Consider the following 19325-nt stretch of genomic DNA (forward strand, 5'->3'; position numbering starts at 1 on the left):
GCGGGCCGACGCCGGGCTTCAGGGCGAGCGCAATGTCATCAGCCCCAGCGTGAGCGCGTTCAACGGCATCGCCGCGGCGCCCATCAGGAAGCTCGACGCATTCGCGCTCGCGCCCGGCATATGCAGCAGTGCGTGAACGATCCGCTCGCTCGCATGGCCGTCGCCATACGGATTGCTCGCGCGCGACATTTCCTCGTAGGCGCTCTCGCTGTCGAACAGCCGCGACGCTTCCCACAGGATCCGCTCCTGATCCGTGCCGACGAGCCGCGCGGTGCCGGCCTGGATCGCTTCGGGCCGCTCGGTCGTCTCGCGCGTGACGAGCACGGGCTTGCCGAGCGCCGGCCCTTCCTCCTGGATGCCGCCCGAATCGGTGATGATGAAATGCGCGCGCGACATCAGGAACACGAACGACAGATATTCCTGCGGCTCGATCAGGTAGATGTTCGGCACGCCGCCGAGCAGCGCGCGCGCCGGTTCCCGCACGTTCGGATTCAGATGCAGCGGATACACGAACTGCGCATCGGGATAGCGGTTCGCGAGCGCGCACAGCGCCACGCAAAAATTGCGGAACGGTTCGCCGAAGCTTTCGCGCCGGTGGCCCGTGATCAGCACCACGCGGCGTGACGGTTCGAGAAACGGAAAATGCGCGGCAACCTTGCCGTGGAGCTCGGCATCGTGGTCGAGCATCCGTTTGACGTCATGCAGCGCATCGATCACGGTGTTGCCGGTCATCACGACCGCGCCGACCGGCACGCCTTCGCTGAACAGGTTATCGCGTGCCTGGCCGGTCGGCGCGAAATGCCATGACGACACCGCATCCGTTACGCGGCGGTTCAGTTCCTCCGGCCACGGCGACCAGATGTCGCCGCTGCGCAGCCCGGCTTCAACGTGCCCGACCGGCAGATAGCGGTAGAACGCTGCGAGGCTGACGGCGAGTGTCGTGGTCGTATCGCCGTGCACCAGCACGACGTCCGGATGGAAGTCGTCGAAGACGATGCCGATCGCCTGAAGGATGCCGGTCGTCACGTCGGTGAGCGTCTGGCTCTGGCGCATCAGGTTCAGATCGTACTCGGGCTTGATGTCGAACAGCGTGAGCACCTGGTCGAGCATTTCCCGATGCTGCGCGGTCACGCAGACTCTGGCGTCCACATCCTTGCGCGCCTTCAGCGCGCGGACGAGCGGCGCCATCTTGATGGCTTCCGGGCGCGTCCCGAACACAAGCAAGATCTTCTTCATCGTTATCCTCGTTGAGCTTCTTTGCGCCGGAAGACCCGGCACCTGGCGCCAAGCATGGTTGCGGGCAACCCGCACCGCTCCCGCGTGCGATCGCACCGGCCGATGCGGGCCGCGCGACATGCTGCGGTGTGGCGGGGCGGGCGCACCGTTCTTGTCCGCGCGGTCCGTGCCACGCAATCGTCGGACGACGGCCGTCCCGTTGACCCTGATCCGTCACGTCATGAGCGTTCCTCGCTATGTCGGTCGCAACGTCTTCGTCATATCGTTCGCGTTGCCATACGGCGGCGCGACCGACGTAGATCCCGATTCCGATACAGCAATATTCAAACCAGCCGCTCGTGCTGCCGGGTCCGCTTCAAGCATCACGCACGATTCGTTCCGGAACGTTTCACAACTGCTACGGACACCGTATCGGCCGCATGCCGCGTGACTGAAAAACGTTCGACGCATCGCAGCGCCGCTCCGGTCCCGTGGTTCGACGAATGGTGGTGCGTGCGCTGCGTCGGCCGCCGCGCGCGGGGCACGCAATTTACGAATTGCGTTGGATCGCTTTGCCCGGCGAATTTCATCTGCGCAATGAATGGAGCGACATCGATCTGACGGCTTCGGCCTTTTCGCGAAGGTTTTCGCCGCAGTGCGTGGCGACGTCGTCGCCGGGGCCGACTGCTGCGAAATGTTGCGTATCTGTAACGTAAGGGCAGTGCGCGGACGCGATATTCGCATGACGGCCGCCGGCGCCGCGCTGCGGCAGGCCGCCTGCGCGGTTGCCGGACGCGATTCGTCCGTGGACGATTCACGATTGATTTCACGTCGAAGCCGCGTCGCGCAAAGCGATGCGTGCGCCGATCAGCAGACGATTCGCCGCCCGATGCAAACGGCTGGCGAGACGCGGCCGCTGCGCATGCGTCGACGCTGATTCGTCGGTGAATCAAAAAGCTGCTGCCGCGGCGCGGCCGGCGCTCGCGGCGACGGTGTCCTCCGTTGCCGCACGGGGCCGCGCGGCCGATGGCTCGCCCCTTGCTTGTTCTGGCCGGACAAGGCGCATCCCGACGCGTTCGACCGGCAGCAGGCGAACCGGGACGCCAGAGCAACGAATCCGGAAAGCGGCACGGCACGCTCGTCAGGCGCGGAACATGGCCGCGCGCGCGACGGACGTGTGCCGCTTGCCATTGACATCCGCGCGATCCACGGCCGTGCCCCAGCGTTCATCGGCCGGCGTCGCCGGCACGGGGGGCAGCACATGAAAAACCGTCGGACGATGTCGCTGTGTGTCGAAGGCATTCTGCTGCTGATCGTGCTCGCGTGTGCACAGGCGCTGCATGACACCGCATCGCGGCCGGCAGCCGCAGCGGTGCAGGTGCAGGTCGGCATGCCGGCCGCCGATGCGGCCGAGCGTGTCGGCGGCTACGGCGGTCCCGCGCCGCTTGCCGTGCTCACGTCGACCGATACGTCCGCACTGCTCGAGCCGCCGCTCGCCGACGCGCCCCGCATCATGTTCGATCCGGAAACATTGCTGATGCCGTGCGTGGCGTATCTGTGGCTGTTCACGCTGTTGACGTGCGTGTATGCCGCGCGGCATTACATGTTCAGCCTCGACCGGTTGTTCAAGCCGCAGCATGCGCCTTATCAGACGATTACCCATGGCGAATGGCCGCGGCTCACCGTGTTCGTTGCCGCGCACAACGAGGAAGCGGTTGTCGTCGATTGCCTGATGGCGCTGCTCGCGACGACCTATCCGCACGACCGGCTGACGATCATTCCGGTCAACGACCGATCGACCGACAACACGCGCGCGCTGATCGACGAGGTGAAAGCGTTGGCCCCCGACCTGATCAAGCCGTTTCACCGCGAAAGCGGCAAGCCGGGCAAGGCGGCCGCGCTCAAGGACGCGCTGCGCTTTATCCGCGGCGACATCATGGTGGTATTCGACGCCGACTACCTGCCGCGTCCCGGCCTGCTGAAGGAACTCGTCGCGCCGTTCTTCGACCCCGAAGTGGGCGCGGTGATGGGGCGCGTCGTCCCGCAGAACGCCGACAGCAATCTGCTCGCACGGCTGCTCGATCTCGAGCGCGCGGGCGGTTATCAAGTCAATCAGCAGGCGCGCAACAACCTGAACCTGGTGCCGCAGTACGGCGGAACCGTCGGCGGCGTGCGCAAGGGCGCGCTCGATGCGGTCGGCGGCTGGTGCGACGACACGCTCGCCGAGGACACCGACATGACCTACCGCCTGTTGCTGAGCGACTGGCGCACGGTCTACCTGAATCACGCCGAATGCTACGAGGAGGTGCCCGAGCGCTGGGCGGTGCGCGCGCGGCAATTGACGCGTTGGGCGAAAGGGCACAACCAGACGCTGCTGCGCTATCTGGGCCCGGTGTTGCGCAATCCGCTGATCTCGCCGCGTTGCCGGCTCGATGGCGCGCTGCTGCTCGGCGTGTTCCTGATGCCGGCGCTGCTCGCGATTGCATGGGCGACCGCGATCGCGCTGTACCTGCTCAACGGCGTCAACTCGACGGCGCTCGGCCTGCTCGTGTCGCTGCTCGCGTTGTTCGGGTTCAGCACCTTCGGCAACTTCGGCGTGTTCTTCGAGATCGTCGTCGCCGCACGCCTCGACGGTCGCGCGACGCGGCTGCGGCTCGTGCCGGTCAACGTGGTCGGCTTTTGCGTGACGATCGCGGCGGTGGTGTCCGCCTTGTGGGGGCTCGCGCTCGACGCCGCGTTCCGTCGCGAACTGAAATGGGACAAGACCGAGCGCTTTCGCCGGCAATTGAAACCGGGACGATGAACGATGACGACCTTCAACGTGATGGTGCCGGTGGCCGGTGTGCTCACCTTGCCGTTCCTGCCGTTGCTGCATGAACTGATCCGGCGCAGCGACGTGGCCGCGCTGCCGATCGGCGACGGGCCGTTCGTCGATCAGGCGCTGCTCGCCGCGCGCTGGCGCGATGCGCTGCGCACGCACGCCGGCGGCGCGCACCCGGCCGATTCGCCGGCCGCGCCGCCGTGGCACGCGCTCGGGCTGCTGGTGTGCGACGACGACGAGATTCGCGTCGTGCGTGACGAACAGTGCGACGACGTGCTGTACGCGCGCCGCACGATCACGCTCGATGGCGGCGCGCGGGCCGCGTACGCGTTCGCAGAGCAGCGCATCGACATTCACGCCGGCGCGACGGTCGGCATGCTCGCGCACGCGCCGCACATCGACGTCGACAGCGCAGTGTTGCGCGGCGCCGTGGTCGGCGGGACGGTGTGCCTGCACGGCGCCGGCGGCTTCGCATGCCTGTACGGCGAGCCGATCGTGTTCGGCAAGACGGCGGGCGCCGCGCCCGACGCCGCGTCGGCCGACATGCCCGACCCGCCGCGTCGCGCCGTGTCGCTGACGCGCCACTTCGCGAAGCTGCCGCACCGCTACGTGCACGGCCGTTACCTGCTGCCTTGCGACGTGCGGCTGCCTGCGCACACGGCGGTGCAGGGCAACCTCGTGGTGGACGGCACGCTCGTACTCGGCGACGGTTGCGTGCTGCACGGCAGCGTGAAGGCGCATCGCGTCGAACTCGAACGCCACGCGTTCCTGCATGGCGGCGTGTTCGCGCGCGACGACGTGCTGCTCGCGAGCGGCAGCTGCATCGACGGCGTCGTGTCGGCCGGCGGCCTGCTGCGCGTGACCGGCGCGCGCATCGGCGTGGCCGGCCATCCTGTCAGCGCGTGCGCGCGCGACGTCTCGGTGATCGGCCATGCGTGCGTGCACGGCGACCTCGTCGCGTGCCGCAGCGGCTGGTTTCACGCATCCCGTTAAGGAGCGCCCCATGTCCGATCGTTTCCGCCGTCGCCGCTCGCGCGCGCCGGTCGCCGCCCTGGCGATGCTGTGCGGCGTCGCCGCCGGCCCGCTCCCGGTGCGCGCGGCGCAACCGGATGACACCGATGCTTCTCCGCCCGCGCAAACGGCCGACGCTGCGACGCCCGTGATCGTGCCGCGCACGCTCGACGGGCCCGCATTCGTGCGTGTGTCGCCCGGCGGCGTGCCGGAAGGCACGTCGCTTGCGGAGTTTTCGCCGGACGAAACGAACCGGCCGCCGTTGCCCGATGCGGTGATCGCGCACGTGCAGGCGCCGGGCGAACCGCATGCCGAGATGTCGCTCGGCGTGTCGAGCGCGCACCTGACGCACGGCTACGGCGACTGGTACGGCGTGCACGTGCGCGGCGTCTATCAGGACGGCGGCCGCACGATACTCGGCGAACTGGCGCAATTGCACCGCTTCGGCGAAAACACGCAGCTCGGCTCATTGACGTACGTGCAGGACATGGGGCCGGACTGGTTCGGCGGCATCGGCTTTTCCGGCACGACGTCCGGCACGATCCTGCCGAGCGCACGCGTCGACCTGTCGATCAACCGCAAGCTGCTGTCCAACCGGTCGCTGATCGTGTCGCTGGGAGCCGGCTACGCATGGAACCGCAGCGGTCACAAGGATCAGCTGTATCACGCCGGCCTGATCTGGTATGCGCTGCCGAAGTGGATCTTCGAGGCTGGCACGAACTATACGGTCGATTCGCCGGGCTCGGTGAAGGCGCCGCAATACTACGGCGCCGTCACTTACGGCGAAGTCGGCAAGAGCGTGATCGTGCTGCGCGCCGGGTTCGGCCGCGAGGCGTACCAGGTGACCGGTTCCGGTTCGCAGATCGCCGACTTCCGCAGCCACGAAGTGATCGCGAAATGGCGCTACTGGGTCACGCGCAAGTGGGGCACGCAGCTCGAATTCGACTACTACCACAACCCCTACTATTCACGGATCGGCGGCGAGCTGAGCGTGTTCTACCGCTGGTAGCGGGGGCGGGGGCCATGCAGACGCGTCCCGTCCGTTCCGCCGTCGACCGTTCGCTGCGGACCCACCCGCATCCGCAGCGCTGGCTCACGTCGATCGCGCTGCTGACGCCGACCCTTTACGCGTTGCTGTGGGCCGGCTTGCCGCTCGCGTGGCGCTACTGGCGTGCAGTCATGATCTGGGGTGCACGGCAGATCGATCCGGCACTGCACGTGATCGTGCTCGGCTATCCGCCCGATGCGCCGCGCGTGCCGCTGCTGTCGATCGACGTCGCCGCGCGCATGCCGAGCGGCACGCAGCTTGCCGTCACCGCGGCGATCTGCGCGGCCGGCTTCGGCGCGTCGTTCTATCGCCGCGCGAGCTGGTTGCCCGTTGCATATCTGTTACGTATCGCGAGCTTCACGCAGCTGCTGATTTGCGCGTATTTCTGGCTCGCGCCCGGCGCGTTTCCGTACGTACCGATGCTGCACCTGCGCGACATGTTCGTGCTGCACGGCGCGGCGATCACGCTGATTCCGCTGGTGATGGCAGCGCTCTACTATCCGCTCGATTTCTCGCTGCCGCAGAAAATTGCCGCGTCGGTGCTCGTGGTCGGCTACTTCGTGTTCGCGCTGCCGTTCGTGATGTTGCTGCATGCGATCGTCGTCCATCACGGCTCGCTGCTGTTCCTGCCGTTCTGCTACTTCCTGCTAGGCGGCCCGCTGCTGATCGGCCTGCTGGTCACGCTGTACACCTACTGCGCGAGCTGGCCAGGCGCGCTGACGAATCCGTCCGGCGACGCGCGCTGAGATCGCCGGGAAAAACCGCCGTATCAGCGATGAAACGATTCGGCCGCGTTTTCGGCCCGTTCGTGCGGCACCGCGGCACGCGAAGCGAGCACGACCGGGCCTCCAGCGCCAATGGCACGTTGTTCGCTTGAGTCACCACGTCGCATCGATGCGTTTGCAGCGGAGAAGACGGTGCGGTTTGCCAGGGCCCGTTCGCGAGTCCGGCGGCCGGCGCCGGCGTCGTTCGATGCTCGACGAATTGGGCAGCCCCACACTTCCACCGGACAAGGTCGGTTGATCGCCCGGCACGCGCACCGCTGCCGCGCACAACCCATTCCTTAAGCGAGGAGCACACCATGTTGGCAAAGTCAGGCAAGTTCTTGCGGATTCTGTTCGCGTTGTTCGCGCTCGCATTCGCATTCAGTCCGGGCGGCGTTCTGGCAGCCACCAACCAGCTGCTGCTGTTGGTGCCCGATACGCTGACGCTGCCCGATCCTCGCGTATCGGCCTGGCTCGACACCGCGCAGGAGGAGGGGCTACAGATCAAGGTGATGACCGACAGCCAGTTCCTGGCCGCCGGGTCGACGCTGTCGCAGTACCCGGGCCTGATCCTGCCGGACCAGGTTCATACGACGGCAGCCGACACGCTGGTGACCGCGATCCAGAACTACGCGTTGAACGGCGGCAAGGTGATGCTCGTCTACGACTTCGGCGTGCTGAATTCGGCCGGCTTCTACGTGAGCCCGAAATCGCGCTTCAGCAGCATGGCCGGCGTCGATTACGTGTTGTATGACCAATACGGCGGCAACATGATCGGCCTCGGCAACGTGACCGGGATGAGCAGCTGGCTGCGCACGCTGCAGGTGCCTCCCGGCAAGTCGATGGCATGGACGACCACGTCGACGACCACGGCCGCCAGCCCGACGATGTCGTTGGCGTCGACGAGCAGCTCCGGTACGTCGAAGACTTCGGCATCGACATCCGGCACCAGCGCGCTGTTCCTGCCCGCCAGCCCGTCGAACCCGGGCGGCCTCGCCAATTACAACCATGGCGCATGGTTCCAGTACACGACGCCGCCGACCGGCAGCGGGCTCTTGAACCAGACGGTGCCGAAATTGACGGGCGCCGTCGCCGGCAAGCTGAAGAAGACCACGTCGTATAGCGCCGGCTCGCTGCTGAGCACCGCGACGGGTACGACCGCCAACGCGCTCGCGTCGACGCTGGCGACCACGACCGACACGCTCGAAGGCATCTCCGGCTACGTGTACGGGTTCCTGACGTATCCGAGCTTCGTCACTCAGGGCACGTATTCGGGCACGACGATCCTGACGTCGCCGAATTTCGGGCTCGTGTCCGGCTACAACCCGTACGGCAACGGGGGCGTGCTGTTCGTCAACCTGCCGCTCGCGTACCTCGACGGGCAGACCGACGGGATGCTGATCCACGGCTACCTGCACTATTTCGGCACGCAGATGCTGAATCTGCCGTCGTTGTCGCCGCTGCCGAACGCGCAGGCCGGCCTCGTGTTCAACTGGCACTTCTGCGCGGGCGACCAGATCCAGCCGGCGCTCCAGCTGAAGAACCTCGGCGTATGGAACAACGGGCCGTTCTCGATCGTGGTGACGGCCGGCCCGGACGAGGCAACGTTCGGTGACGGCAACGGTATCAATCTCGCCAACAATCCGACGGCGCAGAGCCTTCTCAAGTACTTCGTCAGCAAGGGCCAACACGTCGGCAGCCATGGCGGATGGATTCACGACTACTGGGGGGCGAATGCGAGCGAAACGAACGCGAGCACGTTCACGCAGTACCTGGTGATGAACCATCAGGCGATTCAGACGGCGACGGGCTTGCCCGATGTCGAATACGCGGCGCCGGAAGGCAACACGCCGACGTGGTCGGTGAACTGGCTCGAAAGCAACGGCTTCAACGGATACTACTTCACCGGTCACACCGGCTCGGCGCCGACCCGCGCGTATCGCAACGGCGCGCTGCTGAACCCCGGCCTGTGGGCTTACCCGGTGATGCCGTTCGGCAAGTACGCGACGTTCGAGGAGTTCCAGCAGTATGCGGTGCCGACGACCGACGTGAACAACTGGTATGCGGCGCTGATGAACTTCGTCGTCGCCAACCGCACGAGCCGGTTGATCTATGCGCATCCGCTCGGCGCATCGTCGTATACGTCGACGCTGTCCGCGATCTTCTCGCAAGCCAATTCGCTGAAGCTTACCGGGCAGTTCCGCTGGTACACGATGACCGACATCACGGTGTTCGACCGGTCGCGCCTGAACGTCACGTGGTCGGCCACCGATACGGGCTCCAGCTGGGCATTCTCGGCCAGCCACCCGACGAGTCTCGCGAACATGACGTGGCTGCTGCCGAAGGCGAAATTCGCGGCGCCGATCATCACGCAAGGCATCGGCACCGTCGGCATCACCGACTCGAAGTACTGGCTCGTCACCGCGAGCACCGGTACCAGCCTCAAGTTCACGAGCGCCAAGGTGAACTGAACCGCAACGCCGACGCGTGCGCCGGACGCGGCGCGGCCAACGCCGCGCCCGGCGCCGATTGCGCAGCATAACCGCGCAGGAGCCCCAGATCATGAATCGGCCCGCGCTTTTCCCCGCCGCCCGCGCATGCGTGGCGGCCATCGCCAGGTTGCTGCGTTTCGCGCGCATCGCCTGCTGCGTCGCCGCGTGCTGCTCGATGCCGCACGCGGACGCCGCAGAACTGCAGCTCAACGGGCTGTACCAACGTCCGGATGGCGCGATCACCGTGCGGCTGAACGGCGCGGGCATCGACCCGTACTTCGCGGCGAAGGCGCTGCTGGCTGCGGCCGATACGCGGATGGACGCCCGGCAGTCCGCGCTCGCCTGGATCGCGTGGGTATTGCCACGCCAGCGTCCGGACGGCGGCTTCGACCGCTATTGCGTGAAGAGCGGGCTCGTCAGCCCGTGTGCGGAAGCCGACGCGGACGACGCGATGATGGCGACCTGGATCGAACTGCTCGCGCGCTTTGCGCCGCCCGACGGGATGCCCGCCGCATGGGAAGCGAGCATGAGCCGCGCGGGCGCGCACCTCGACACGCTGCTCGACAGCGCGACCGGCGTTTACCAGATTTCGTCGACGCTGCACGTCGCGCTGCTGATGGACAACGTCGAAGTGCACAGCGCGTTTCAGGCGCTCGCCGCGTATTACGTGCGCCGCGCCGACTACGCACGTGCGGCGCCCTGGAGCCAGCGGGCCGACCGGCTGGCGGCGGCGATCGTGAAAGTGTTCTGGCGCGGCACGCAATCCGGTTTTCGCGCGAGCACGCAGAAGATCAGCGACGCGAGCTTCTATCCGGCGAAGGTCGCGCAGATCTTTCCGATCCTGTCGGGCATCCGTGTGCCCGACCAGTCGAACGAGACGATCTATGCGCAGTGGATGCACAAGTACGGCAAGACATGGATGCAGCTCGCCGGCTCCGATTTTCCGTGGGGATTGATCGCGCTGGTCGCATTCAAGATGAACGACTGGAGCACCGTTGCGTGCTGGTACGCGCGCTCGGGACCTTATCGTCACGGCGCGCACTGGAACGTACTGGAGGAGGCGTTGTACCTGGCATTCGAAAGCCGGATGGCCGATCCGCTCGCACCCGCCACCTGCGGGTTCACGACGGCGGAGGCAACGGTGACCGGATCGCGCTGACACGACGGCGCACGGTCCATGAACGGACAAAGGGAAGGAGACGTGTCATGTGTGGCATCGTCGGCGCGGTCGCGCAACGGAACATCGTTCCGGTTCTGATCGAAGGTTTGCGCCGCCTCGAATATCGCGGCTACGACTCATGCGGGGTCGCGACCGTCGTCGACGGGCAGGCGCGCCGCGAACGCAGCGTGTCGCGCGTCGCCGATCTCGACGCGCACGTACGCAGCGCCGGCCTCGCGGGGAGCACCGGCATCGCGCACACGCGGTGGGCAACGCATGGTGCGCCCGCGACCTGCAACGCGCATCCGATCTTCTCGCGCGACGAGATCGCGCTCGTGCACAACGGCATCATCGAGAACCACGAGACGTTGCGCAGGCAACTATCGGAAGAGAACTACGAGTTCGACGGGCAGACCGACACCGAGGTCGTCGCGCATCTGATCCACAGCAAGTATCGCGGCGACCTGCTCGCCGCCGTGCGCGACGCCACGGCGCAGTTGCACGGTGCGTACGCGATCGCGGTGTTCAGCAAGAGCGAGCCGCAGCGGCTGATCGGCGCGCGCGCCGGCTCGCCGCTGGTCGTCGGCCTGAAGGACGACGAATGCTTTCTCGCGTCCGATGCGCTCGCGCTGGCCGGCATTACCGATCGGTTCATCTTTCTCGAGGAAGGGGACGTCGTCGAATTGACGCCGGGCGGCGTGCGGGTGCTCGCGCGCGACGGCACGCCGGTCGAGCGCCCGATCCAGACCGTCGCATCGACGCAAGGTGTCGTCGAGCTCGGACCGTACCGGCATTTCATGCAGAAGGAAATCTTCGAGCAGCCGCAGGCCGTCGCCGCGACGATTCCCGATGCGGGGCTGTTCGACCCGGCCGCATTCGGCCCGGATGCCGCGCGCGCGTTCGGGCAGATCGACAACGTGCTGATCCTCGCGTGTGGCACGAGCCACTATTCTGGGCTGACCGCGCGCCGCTGGCTCGAGACGATCGCGCGGCTGCCCGCGCAGGTCGAGATCGCGAGCGAATACCGCTATAGCGACGCGCTCGCGCTGCCGAATACGCTGGTGGTCAGCGTGTCGCAATCCGGCGAGACCGCCGATACGCTCGCCGCGCTCAAGTACGCACAGGCGCTCGGCCACATGGACACGCTCGCGATCTGCAACGTGCCGACCAGCGCGATGATGCGGCAGACCGGGCTGCGGTTTCTCACGCGCGCCGGCCCGGAAATCGGTGTCGCGTCGACCAAGGCGTTCACGACGCAGCTCGTCGCGTTGTTCATACTGGCGGTCACGCTCGGGCGTTTGCGCGGCTACGTCGACGACGCGCAGCTCGCGCGCTACACGACGCAGTTGCGGCGGCTGCCGGCCGCGCTCGAGGACGTGCTCGCACTGGAGCCGCAGATCGGGCGCTGGGCGGCGGAATTCTCGCGGCACGAGAACGCGCTGTTTCTCGGGCGCGGTCTGCATTACCCGATTGCGCTCGAAGGGGCGCTGAAGCTGAAGGAGATTTCGTATATCCACGCGGAAGCGTATCCGGCCGGCGAGCTGAAGCACGGGCCGCTCGCGCTCGTCACGCACGCGATGCCGGTCGCGACGATCGCGCCGAACGACGCGCTGCTCGAAAAGCTGAAGTCGAACATGCAGGAAGTGCGGGCGCGCGGCGGGCAGCTTTACGTCTTCGCCGATGCCGATACGCGAATCGATAATGGCGAAGGCGTGTCGGTGCTGCGGATGCCGGATTACTACGGGTTGCTGTCGCCGATCCTGCACGTCGTGCCGCTGCAACTGCTCGCGTATCACGCCGCGTGCCTGCGCGGCGCGGATATCGACAAGCCAAGAAATCTCGCGAAATCGGTGACGGTGGAGTGACGGGAGAGGGGGCCGGCGATCGCGCGGCGCGTGCAGCCGGCCAAACTGGCGGTGTCATGCCGGATCATTCGTGCGAAGATTGACGCCTCGCTCCGACGCCCGGTCCCGCCGCCGCCATGACCCGATCGAACGCCGACCACAACCCGCAAGCCGGCCACCCGCCGTGGATGGCCGTCGCGCTGGCCGAACTGGGCATCCGCCGTTTCCCGCCCGGCAGCATCAATCCGCGCATCGTCGAATACAACAACCAAACGAACCTCGCCGGGTACGACGACAAGATTTCGTGGTGCTCGTCGTTCGTCAACTGGTGCATGACGCACGCGGGCATTCGCGGCACCGGTTCCGCGCTCGCGCGCTCGTGGCTCGCTTGGGGCCGCCCGCTGGAACAGCCGGTGTACGGCTGCATCGCGATCCTGACGCGCGACGATCCGGCGAGCTGGAAGGGCCACGTCGGCTTCTACCTGCGTCACGACGACCGGCACGTGCACCTGTTCGGCGGCAATCAGCTCGAAGAAGTGCGCGAGCTCGCGTATCCGCTGCACGAAGTGATCGGCTACCGGTGGCCCGATGCGGGCTGAACGCGGCGCATGACGCAGCCGGTGCGCGGTAGCTCGCACCGGCCCGATCCCCGCGCGTTCGCCGGGGCCGCAGCCCGGGGGCGGCGGCCGTCAGTGTGCTCCGCCGGCGCCCGCGACCGCCACGGCCTCCGTCTCGCTCCCGCCCGCCGTGTCGTTGCGGCTCCACCCGCCGCCAAGCGACCGATACAGCGCGACCGCCGCCAGCGCATGCTCGCGCCTGACCTGATTGAGCGCGTCCGAATCGCGCAGGTACACCTCCTGCGCGGACAGTACGTCAAGGAAATCCGTCGCGCCGCCCTTGTACAACTGGTTCGCGAGCCCGAGCGCCTTGTCCGACGCCGCGAGCGCATCGCCGAGCCGCCGCGTGGCCTCGTCGCTGCTGACGAGGTTCGCACGCGCATCCTCGACTTCCCGCAGTGCCTGCAGCATCGTCTGCCGCAAGCCGAGTTCCGACTCGCGCATCCGGCTCTCGCTCTGTGCGATGTCGGCCGTGATGCGCCCCGCATTGAAGATCGGACTCGTCGCGCTCAGCGCCGCGCTGAACAGGTTGTCGGTCAGCGTCGGCAAACCGAGGTACGACGCGGCCAGAATCCCGTCCGTCAGATTCAGCGAGAACTTCGGATACCGCTCTGCCTTCGCGACGCCGACCTGCGCCGCCCGCCGCTCGACTTGCGCATACGCGGCGAGCACGTCCGGCCGGCGCAGCAGCGCCTGTGACGGCAACGTACGCGGCGAGCCGGCCGGCGGTGCCGGAATCGCACCACCCTGCGCGAGCACGAGCCGGTCGACCGATTCGGGCGTGCGGCCCGAATACACGGCGATCAGGTTCAGCTGATGCGCGATCTGCGCCTGCGTCGGCGGAATCCGCGCTTCGAGCGCGTCGAGCTGGTTCTGTGCGCGCGTGACGTCGAGCTCCGTCGACAGCCCGAACGCCTGCCGCTTGCGCGTCAGCTCGAGCGCATGCCGGCGGATCGCCGCGTTGTCCTGCAGGATCTTGAGTTCCTGCTGCGCCCAGCGCAGGTCCACATACGCGGACGCCGCATCGGCCGCAAGTGCGAGCCGCATCGCGTCTTCCGCATGCTTTTCCCCGACCAGCCCCGCCTGCGCGGCCAGCAGGTCGAGCCGTTCGCCACCGAACACGTCCGGCGACCAGCTCAGTGCCAGCCCCGCACCGGCCTGTCGCACATAGCCGAGCGGCGGCGGCGTGTTCTGGCGCGCGTCGGCCGCATGCGCGGTCGCGTCGAGTTCGGGCAGCAGCACCGCGCGCTTCTGTACGGTCAGCGCCTGTGCCTGCTTCACGCGTTCGGCGGCAGCCTGCAGATCGAGATTGCCGTCGAGCACGGTCGCGATCAGCCGGTCGAGCACCGGATCGTCGAACCGCGCCCACCACGCGGCGGCGTCGATGTCCGCGCGCGGCACGTCGGTGTCCCACGCGGCGGGCGCGAGCGATTGGACGGAATCGGGCAGTGCCGGATGCTGTGCGGGCTGCACCGCGCACCCGGCGGCGAATGCGCTGACGGCCAGCGCGACGAGTAGCTTTTTCATGATGATGACCTTCGCTTCAGTGTGCGTCCGGCGGCGGCGCGTTGAGGTTGATCGGGCGTGAAAACGCGACGGCGACGAGCGCGACGACGAAGCACAGCGACAGCGCGTAGTACGCATCGGCGAAGGTCAGTGTCAGCGCTTCGCGATAGATCAGGCGGTGCAGGTTCGCGAGGCCGGCCTGCGCGGTGTCGAGCGTATTGCCGGCGACGGCGCCCCAGTACGCGGCCTGGCGATCGAGCAGCGACGCGACCTGCGGCTCCCCGGCGCTCACGTGCTCGTTCAGGCGCAGATAGTGGAAGTTCACGCGGTCGTTGAGCATCGTCGCGCTCACTGCGATGCCGATCGCGCCGCCGAGGTTGCGCATCAGGTTGAACAGGCCGCTCGCCGATTTCAGCCGCGACTGCGGCAGCGAGCCGAGCGCCATCGTCACGATCGGCGGCACGCTGAACTGCTGGCCGATGCCGCGCAGCGCCTGCGGCAGCAGCAGTTCGCGCCAGCCCCAGTCGTGCGTGATCGGCGTGTAAAGATAACAGCCGAGTCCGAAGCAGATCAGCCCGAACACGAGCAGCGCGCGCATGCTGAAGTGGCGCGCGGCGAACGCATACGCGCACAGCGCGATCAGCTGAAACGCGCCCACCGACAGCAGCGCGATGCCGATCTGCAGCGAGCTGAATGCGCGCACCTGCGCAAGAAAGAGCGGTGTGAGGAACACCGTCACGAAAATCCCGATGCCCGTCACGAACGAAAGCAGGCTGCCGATCCCGAAGTTGCGCACGACCAGCGCGCGCAGGTCGACGATCGGATCGTCGGCGGTCAATGCGTGCACGACGAACAGGACGCCGCAGATCGCGGATATCCACGCGCAAAAGACGATCACGTCGTCGCTGAACCAGTTCTTGCGCGGGCCTTCCTCCAGCACGTATTCGAGGCAGCCGAGAAAGCCGGACATCAGCGCGATGCCGAGATAGTCGCCGCGCTTGACGAGGCTCGGGTCCGGCTCGTCGATGTGCACGTAGCGCGGCACGAGCACGGCCACGACGATGCCCGGCAGCAGGTTCAGGTAGAACAGCCAGTGCCATGACCATTGATCGGTGATCCAGCCGCCGATCACCGGCCCGATCGCCGGTGCGAGCGACGCGAGCGCGCCGATCGTCGTCGACGCGATCAGCCGCTGCTTGCCCGGGAACAGCACGAACGCAGTCGTGAACACGGTCGGGATCATCGCCGCGCCGAGCGCGCCCTGCAGCCCGCGGAACAGGATCATCGAGTTGATGTCCCACGCGAGCCCGCACAGCATGCTCGTGATCGTGAAGCCGACGGCCGACGCGACGAACAGCCAGCGCGTCGACATCACCTTCGACAACCAGCCCGACATCGGAATCACGATGATCTCGGCGATCAGGTAAGCCGTCTGCACCCACGACAGCTCGTCCTGGCTCGCAGACAGCCCGCCGCCGATGTCGCGCAACGATGACGCGACGATCTGGATGTCCAGCGTCGCCATGAAGAAGCCGACGCACATCAGCGCGAACGCGAACACGCGCTGCTTCGTCGGTTGCGACGCGGGGTCGCCGGAAAACGCGGTGGTCATCGTCGGCTCCCGCTCAGTTCGCGTGGTCGGTATGCACGGTCACGACCGCGGACAGACCGGGGCGCAGCACGTGCTCGATCCCCGGCTGCGGATCGAGATGCACGCGCACCGGCACGCGCTGCACGATCTTCGTGAAGTTGCCGGTCGCGTTCTCGGGCGGCAGCACGCTGAAGGTGGCGCCGGTCGCGGGCGCGAGGCTGTCGACGCGGCCGTGCAGGCGCGTGCCCGATGCGTCGAGCGCGACGTCGACGCGATCGCCCGCGCGCATCTTGCGCAGCTGGTCTTCCTTGAAGTTCGCATCGATCCACAGGCCCGCAGCCGGCACGACCGTCAGCAGCGGCACGCCGACGTTCGCGAGCATCCCGACGCGGCCGGTGCGGTTGCCGACATAGCCGTCGACCGGCGAGCGGATCGTCGTGTACTCGACGTTCAACGCCGCGGCGCGTTGCGCGGCGAGCGCCGTGTTTACGCGCGCCCGCGCATCGGCAAGCTGCGCGCCGAGCACGTCGAGCTGGCGCTTCGCCGCGAGCAGCGCGGCGTCGCTGCGCGCGACCGCCGCATCCGCTTTCGAATAGTCGGCGTCCGCACGTTCGACGATCTGGTTCGATACGGCGTCGGACTTGACGAGCTCCCGGTAGCGCACGCGGTCGGACGACGCACGCGCGAGTTCGGCCGCCGACGCGTTCTTGTCCGCCGCATGCTGGCCGATCACCGCATACTGCAACTGCTGCTTCGCTTCGAGTTCGGTCACCGCGGCGCGCGCGCTGTCGACTTCCGCGCTGGCCTGCGCCAGTTTCGCATCGTAGTCGCGCGCATCGAGCTGCACGAGCACGTCGCCGGCCTTCACGCGCTGGTTGTCGGTCACGAGAATCCGGTCGACGAAGCCGCTGACCTTCGGCGCGAGCACGGTCACGTCGCCGCCGACATACGCATCGTCGGTGCTTTCCTGGAAGCGCAGCACGAACAGCCAGTCGAGCGCCGCCGCCGCGACCGCGACGACGACGGCCGCCACCGCGATCCGCATCCATGGCACGCGGCGCCGTTGCGTCGCAGGCCGCTCGATTGTGGCTGCCTCGCGTGAGGCAGCGGTTGAGGTCGTTTCCATCGAATCACCTATGTATATGCACTTATTGAGGCGATCGACGACACGTCGCCGATCGGGGAAGTCGTCAATCGCGTTCCGGCAGGTTGTGCGTGATCCGGAACAATTCGTCTCTGAGGCGGGCCGCGCGGGCCGGCCCGAACCGCTGCTCGAACGCTTGCTGCGCGGCGAGCCAGTGCACATGCGCGTCGGCGATCTTCGCTTCGCCGTGCGCGGTCAGCGCGAACGTCTGGCGGCGGCAGCGCGCCTCGATCCGGCCGGTCACGAGCGCCGCGCCGATCAGCGGCTTGAGCGCGCGCAGCAGCGCGGTGCGTTCGATCACCAGCACCGCCGACAGCGTCGCCATCGTCAGGCCCGGGCGCTCGCGCAGCAGCGCGAGGATGCTGTACTGCGACGGCGTGACGCCCGCCTGCGACAGATAGCGCTCGTAGAACTGCGAAATCCGTCGCGCGGCTTGGCGCACCGCGAAGCAATCGTCATCGGTCAGCGTAGTGTTGTGCATGTGCACATGTTAGGCGGCGCGACGGCGCGAAGCGAGCGGTGGCGCAGGATCAGATTGGTGTCGTGGCTGTACCAATCGACGGCCGGCCGGCGCGTGGACGCGCCGGATTACGCGGCGGCCGGAACGGTCCCGCCTTCGCGGGCGGAGTAGGCGGCCGTGTAGTCGAGGAACGCCTTGACCTTCGCGGGCAGCAGCGCGCGGTTCGCGTAGGCGAGCTTGATCTCGACGAATGCATCGACGAGATCGGCGCCTTCGAGCAACTGCACGAGCGCGCCCGACGCGAGTTCGGCTTCGACGAGCGTCTTCGGCACGACGCCGATGCCGAAGTCGTGCATCACCATTTCGCGGTTGAAGACGGGGCTGTTTGACGAGATGTCGAAATCGAGCGGCACGGTGAGCGTGTCGCCGTCGACCCGGAACGACAGCGCGGGCCGCCGCAGCGACGGCGACATCGGCACGAACGCATGGCCGGCGAGCGCGGCCGGCGTGTCGGGGCGCGGATGCGTGCGCAGATACGCCGGCGTCGCGACGATCACGACCGGGATGCGTTCGATCAGCCGCACGACGGTCGTCTCGCTCGTCAGCATGTAAGGCACGACGATGCCGATGTCGTAGCCTTCGCCGACGAGATCGACCGGGCGCTCGGTCAGCGTGACGTCGAGGCGCACCTTCGGATGCGCGGCCTTGAAGCCGGCGATCAGCGGAACGAGCCGGTTCAGCGCGGCCGTCGTGTGCGCGACGAGACGCAGCAGCCCTTCGGGCTCGCGCGTGTGCGACTGCGCCTGTGCTTCCAGCGAATCGAGTTCGTCGAGCACCGCTGCGCAGCGCTCGTAGATGCGCTCGGCGGTTTCCGTGAGCGACACCTGACGCGTGGTCCGGTGCAGCAGGCGGCTGCCGAAGCGCGCCTCCAGGTCCGCAACCGCCCGCGACACGACGGGCCGCGCGAGGCCGTGCATGTCCGCCGCGCGCGTGAAGCTGCGCATTTCGACCACCGACCGGAAGATCCGCAACTTGTCGATGTAGTCCATCTTCGTCTCCTCGATCCGATCGGGCGATTGCGGTGCGCCGGATGCCCGCGACGGCCCGCCGCGACCCGTTACGGGCGAGTGTACATTGACTTTATGCATATGCACATATAAATTGCCGGACATGAACGATACCCAGATCGCCCAAGCCTGCAATTGCCTCGCGCTGCGTCAGGCGGCGCGCTTCGTCACGCAGCTCTACGAGCGGCATCTGGCCCCGGTTGGCGTCACGCCCGCGCAGTTCTCGATCATGGCGAACCTGTCGCGCCGGCCCGGCCTCGTGATGAGCGAACTCGCCGATACGCTGGTGATGGACCGCACGACGCTGCTGCGCGCGCTCAAGCCGCTGCAGCGCGACGGATTCGTGGCGGCGACGGCGTCCGAGCACGACGCGCGCGCGCACGCGCTGAGTCTGACGAAACTCGGCGAGCGGACCTACGCGCAGGCCAAAGTCGCATGGCAGGCCGCGCAGGACGAGTTCGAGACGCAGTTCGGCCGCAGCCGGGCCAAGGCGCTGCGCGATGAACTGTCGGGCGTGACGGCGCTGCGCTAGGCGCAACGCGCGCGGTAGTATCGCGAAAGCGATCCGGACCCACCGGACGAGACA

16 protein-coding genes are annotated in these 19325 nt (G+C 67.4%); 10 read left to right on the forward strand and 6 right to left on the reverse strand.

Features of this window, described 5'->3' with window-relative positions:
* Positions 1–18: 18 nt before the first annotated feature.
* Complete coding sequence (gene wecB / locus WK25_RS21350; protein WP_040139249.1) at positions 19–1236, reverse strand: non-hydrolyzing UDP-N-acetylglucosamine 2-epimerase; 1218 nt, start codon at positions 1234–1236, stop codon at positions 19–21.
* 634 nt (positions 1237–1870) lie between these two features.
* Here wecB and WK25_RS21360 point away from each other — a divergent pair.
* The 9 genes from WK25_RS21360 (at position 1871) to WK25_RS21400 (ending at position 12953) form a co-directional block, all read left to right on the forward strand.
* Positions 1871–2152 carry a hypothetical protein gene (locus WK25_RS21360; protein WP_156789082.1) on the forward strand — a complete coding sequence of 94 codons (282 nt, stop codon included), beginning with the start codon at positions 1871–1873 and terminating at the stop codon, positions 2150–2152.
* A gap of 324 nt (positions 2153–2476) precedes the next feature.
* The gene (locus WK25_RS21365) at positions 2477–4018 is read left to right on the forward strand and encodes a glycosyltransferase family 2 protein (protein ID WP_040139252.1); all 1542 of its coding nucleotides are present in this window, start codon (positions 2477–2479) and stop codon (positions 4016–4018) included.
* A 3-nt stretch (positions 4019–4021) separates the two neighbouring features.
* On the forward strand, positions 4022–5029 hold the full coding sequence (locus tag WK25_RS21370) for a polymer-forming cytoskeletal protein (protein ID WP_069242675.1): 1008 nt from the start codon (positions 4022–4024) through the stop codon (positions 5027–5029).
* Between the two features lie 10 nt (positions 5030–5039).
* Positions 5040–6056 carry a YaiO family outer membrane beta-barrel protein gene (locus tag WK25_RS21375; protein WP_069242676.1) on the forward strand — a complete coding sequence of 339 codons (1017 nt, stop codon included), beginning with the start codon at positions 5040–5042 and terminating at the stop codon, positions 6054–6056.
* A 14-nt stretch (positions 6057–6070) separates the two neighbouring features.
* A complete protein-coding gene (locus tag WK25_RS21380; protein WP_069242677.1) occupies positions 6071–6841 on the forward strand; it encodes a hypothetical protein in 771 nt (256 codons plus the stop codon).
* 335 nt (positions 6842–7176) lie between these two features.
* Positions 7177–9330 (forward strand): polysaccharide deacetylase family protein, encoded by a 2154-nt coding sequence (locus tag WK25_RS21385; RefSeq protein ID WP_069242678.1) that lies wholly within the window; start codon positions 7177–7179, stop codon positions 9328–9330.
* A 91-nt stretch (positions 9331–9421) separates the two neighbouring features.
* Positions 9422–10510: a hypothetical protein gene (locus WK25_RS21390; RefSeq protein WP_040139257.1), complete on the forward strand. Its 1089-nt coding sequence runs from the start codon at positions 9422–9424 to the stop codon at positions 10508–10510.
* Positions 10511–10557: 47 nt separating this feature from the next.
* Positions 10558–12375: a glutamine--fructose-6-phosphate transaminase (isomerizing) gene (gene glmS, locus WK25_RS21395; protein WP_040139258.1), complete on the forward strand. Its 1818-nt coding sequence runs from the start codon at positions 10558–10560 to the stop codon at positions 12373–12375.
* 167 nt (positions 12376–12542) lie between these two features.
* Positions 12543–12953: a TIGR02594 family protein gene (locus WK25_RS21400; RefSeq protein WP_083253108.1), complete on the forward strand. Its 411-nt coding sequence runs from the start codon at positions 12543–12545 to the stop codon at positions 12951–12953.
* Between the two features lie 90 nt (positions 12954–13043).
* On the opposite strand, the gene WK25_RS21405 is transcribed toward WK25_RS21400, so the two are convergent.
* The 5 genes from WK25_RS21405 to WK25_RS21425 form a co-directional block, all read right to left on the reverse strand.
* Positions 13044–14498: an efflux transporter outer membrane subunit gene (locus WK25_RS21405; RefSeq protein WP_069242680.1), complete on the reverse strand. Its 1455-nt coding sequence runs from the start codon at positions 14496–14498 to the stop codon at positions 13044–13046.
* 16 nt (positions 14499–14514) lie between these two features.
* On the reverse strand, positions 14515–16089 hold the full coding sequence (locus tag WK25_RS21410; RefSeq protein WP_069242681.1) for a DHA2 family efflux MFS transporter permease subunit: 1575 nt from the start codon (positions 16087–16089) through the stop codon (positions 14515–14517).
* 13 nt (positions 16090–16102) lie between these two features.
* Positions 16103–17194, reverse strand: a complete 1092-nt coding sequence (locus WK25_RS21415; RefSeq protein ID WP_040139262.1) for an HlyD family secretion protein — start codon at positions 17192–17194, stop codon at positions 16103–16105.
* 64 nt (positions 17195–17258) lie between these two features.
* Positions 17259–17693 carry a MarR family winged helix-turn-helix transcriptional regulator gene (locus WK25_RS21420; protein WP_040139263.1) on the reverse strand — a complete coding sequence of 145 codons (435 nt, stop codon included), beginning with the start codon at positions 17691–17693 and terminating at the stop codon, positions 17259–17261.
* 107 nt (positions 17694–17800) lie between these two features.
* Complete coding sequence (locus tag WK25_RS21425) at positions 17801–18721, reverse strand: LysR family transcriptional regulator (RefSeq protein ID WP_040139264.1); 921 nt, start codon at positions 18719–18721, stop codon at positions 17801–17803.
* Between the two features lie 121 nt (positions 18722–18842).
* Between WK25_RS21425 and WK25_RS21430 the strand changes: the two genes are divergently transcribed.
* Positions 18843–19271 carry a MarR family winged helix-turn-helix transcriptional regulator gene (locus tag WK25_RS21430; RefSeq protein ID WP_040139265.1) on the forward strand — a complete coding sequence of 143 codons (429 nt, stop codon included), beginning with the start codon at positions 18843–18845 and terminating at the stop codon, positions 19269–19271.
* The last annotated feature ends 54 nt before the right edge of the window (positions 19272–19325 follow it).

Source organism: Burkholderia latens (assembly GCF_001718795.1).
Taxonomy (GTDB): Bacteria; Pseudomonadota; Gammaproteobacteria; order Burkholderiales; family Burkholderiaceae; genus Burkholderia; species Burkholderia latens_A.

Coding starts and splice junctions, on each gene's coding strand:
- wecB (WP_040139249.1), bottom strand. CDS start 1,236: ATGAAGAAGATCTTGCTTGTGTTCGGGACGCGCCCGGAAGCCATCAAG.
- WK25_RS21365 (WP_040139252.1), top strand. CDS start 2,477: ATGAAAAACCGTCGGACGATGTCGCTGTGTGTCGAAGGCATTCTGCTG.
- WK25_RS21370 (WP_069242675.1), top strand. CDS start 4,022: ATGACGACCTTCAACGTGATGGTGCCGGTGGCCGGTGTGCTCACCTTG.
- WK25_RS21375 (WP_069242676.1), top strand. CDS start 5,040: ATGTCCGATCGTTTCCGCCGTCGCCGCTCGCGCGCGCCGGTCGCCGCC.
- WK25_RS21380 (WP_069242677.1), top strand. CDS start 6,071: ATGCAGACGCGTCCCGTCCGTTCCGCCGTCGACCGTTCGCTGCGGACC.
- WK25_RS21385 (WP_069242678.1), top strand. CDS start 7,177: ATGTTGGCAAAGTCAGGCAAGTTCTTGCGGATTCTGTTCGCGTTGTTC.
- WK25_RS21390 (WP_040139257.1), top strand. CDS start 9,422: ATGAATCGGCCCGCGCTTTTCCCCGCCGCCCGCGCATGCGTGGCGGCC.
- glmS (WP_040139258.1), top strand. CDS start 10,558: ATGTGTGGCATCGTCGGCGCGGTCGCGCAACGGAACATCGTTCCGGTT.
- WK25_RS21400 (WP_083253108.1), top strand. CDS start 12,543: ATGGCCGTCGCGCTGGCCGAACTGGGCATCCGCCGTTTCCCGCCCGGC.
- WK25_RS21405 (WP_069242680.1), bottom strand. CDS start 14,498: ATGAAAAAGCTACTCGTCGCGCTGGCCGTCAGCGCATTCGCCGCCGGG.
- WK25_RS21410 (WP_069242681.1), bottom strand. CDS start 16,089: ATGACCACCGCGTTTTCCGGCGACCCCGCGTCGCAACCGACGAAGCAG.
- WK25_RS21415 (WP_040139262.1), bottom strand. CDS start 17,194: ATGGAAACGACCTCAACCGCTGCCTCACGCGAGGCAGCCACAATCGAG.
- WK25_RS21420 (WP_040139263.1), bottom strand. CDS start 17,693: ATGCACAACACTACGCTGACCGATGACGATTGCTTCGCGGTGCGCCAA.
- WK25_RS21425 (WP_040139264.1), bottom strand. CDS start 18,721: ATGGACTACATCGACAAGTTGCGGATCTTCCGGTCGGTGGTCGAAATG.
- WK25_RS21430 (WP_040139265.1), top strand. CDS start 18,843: ATGAACGATACCCAGATCGCCCAAGCCTGCAATTGCCTCGCGCTGCGT.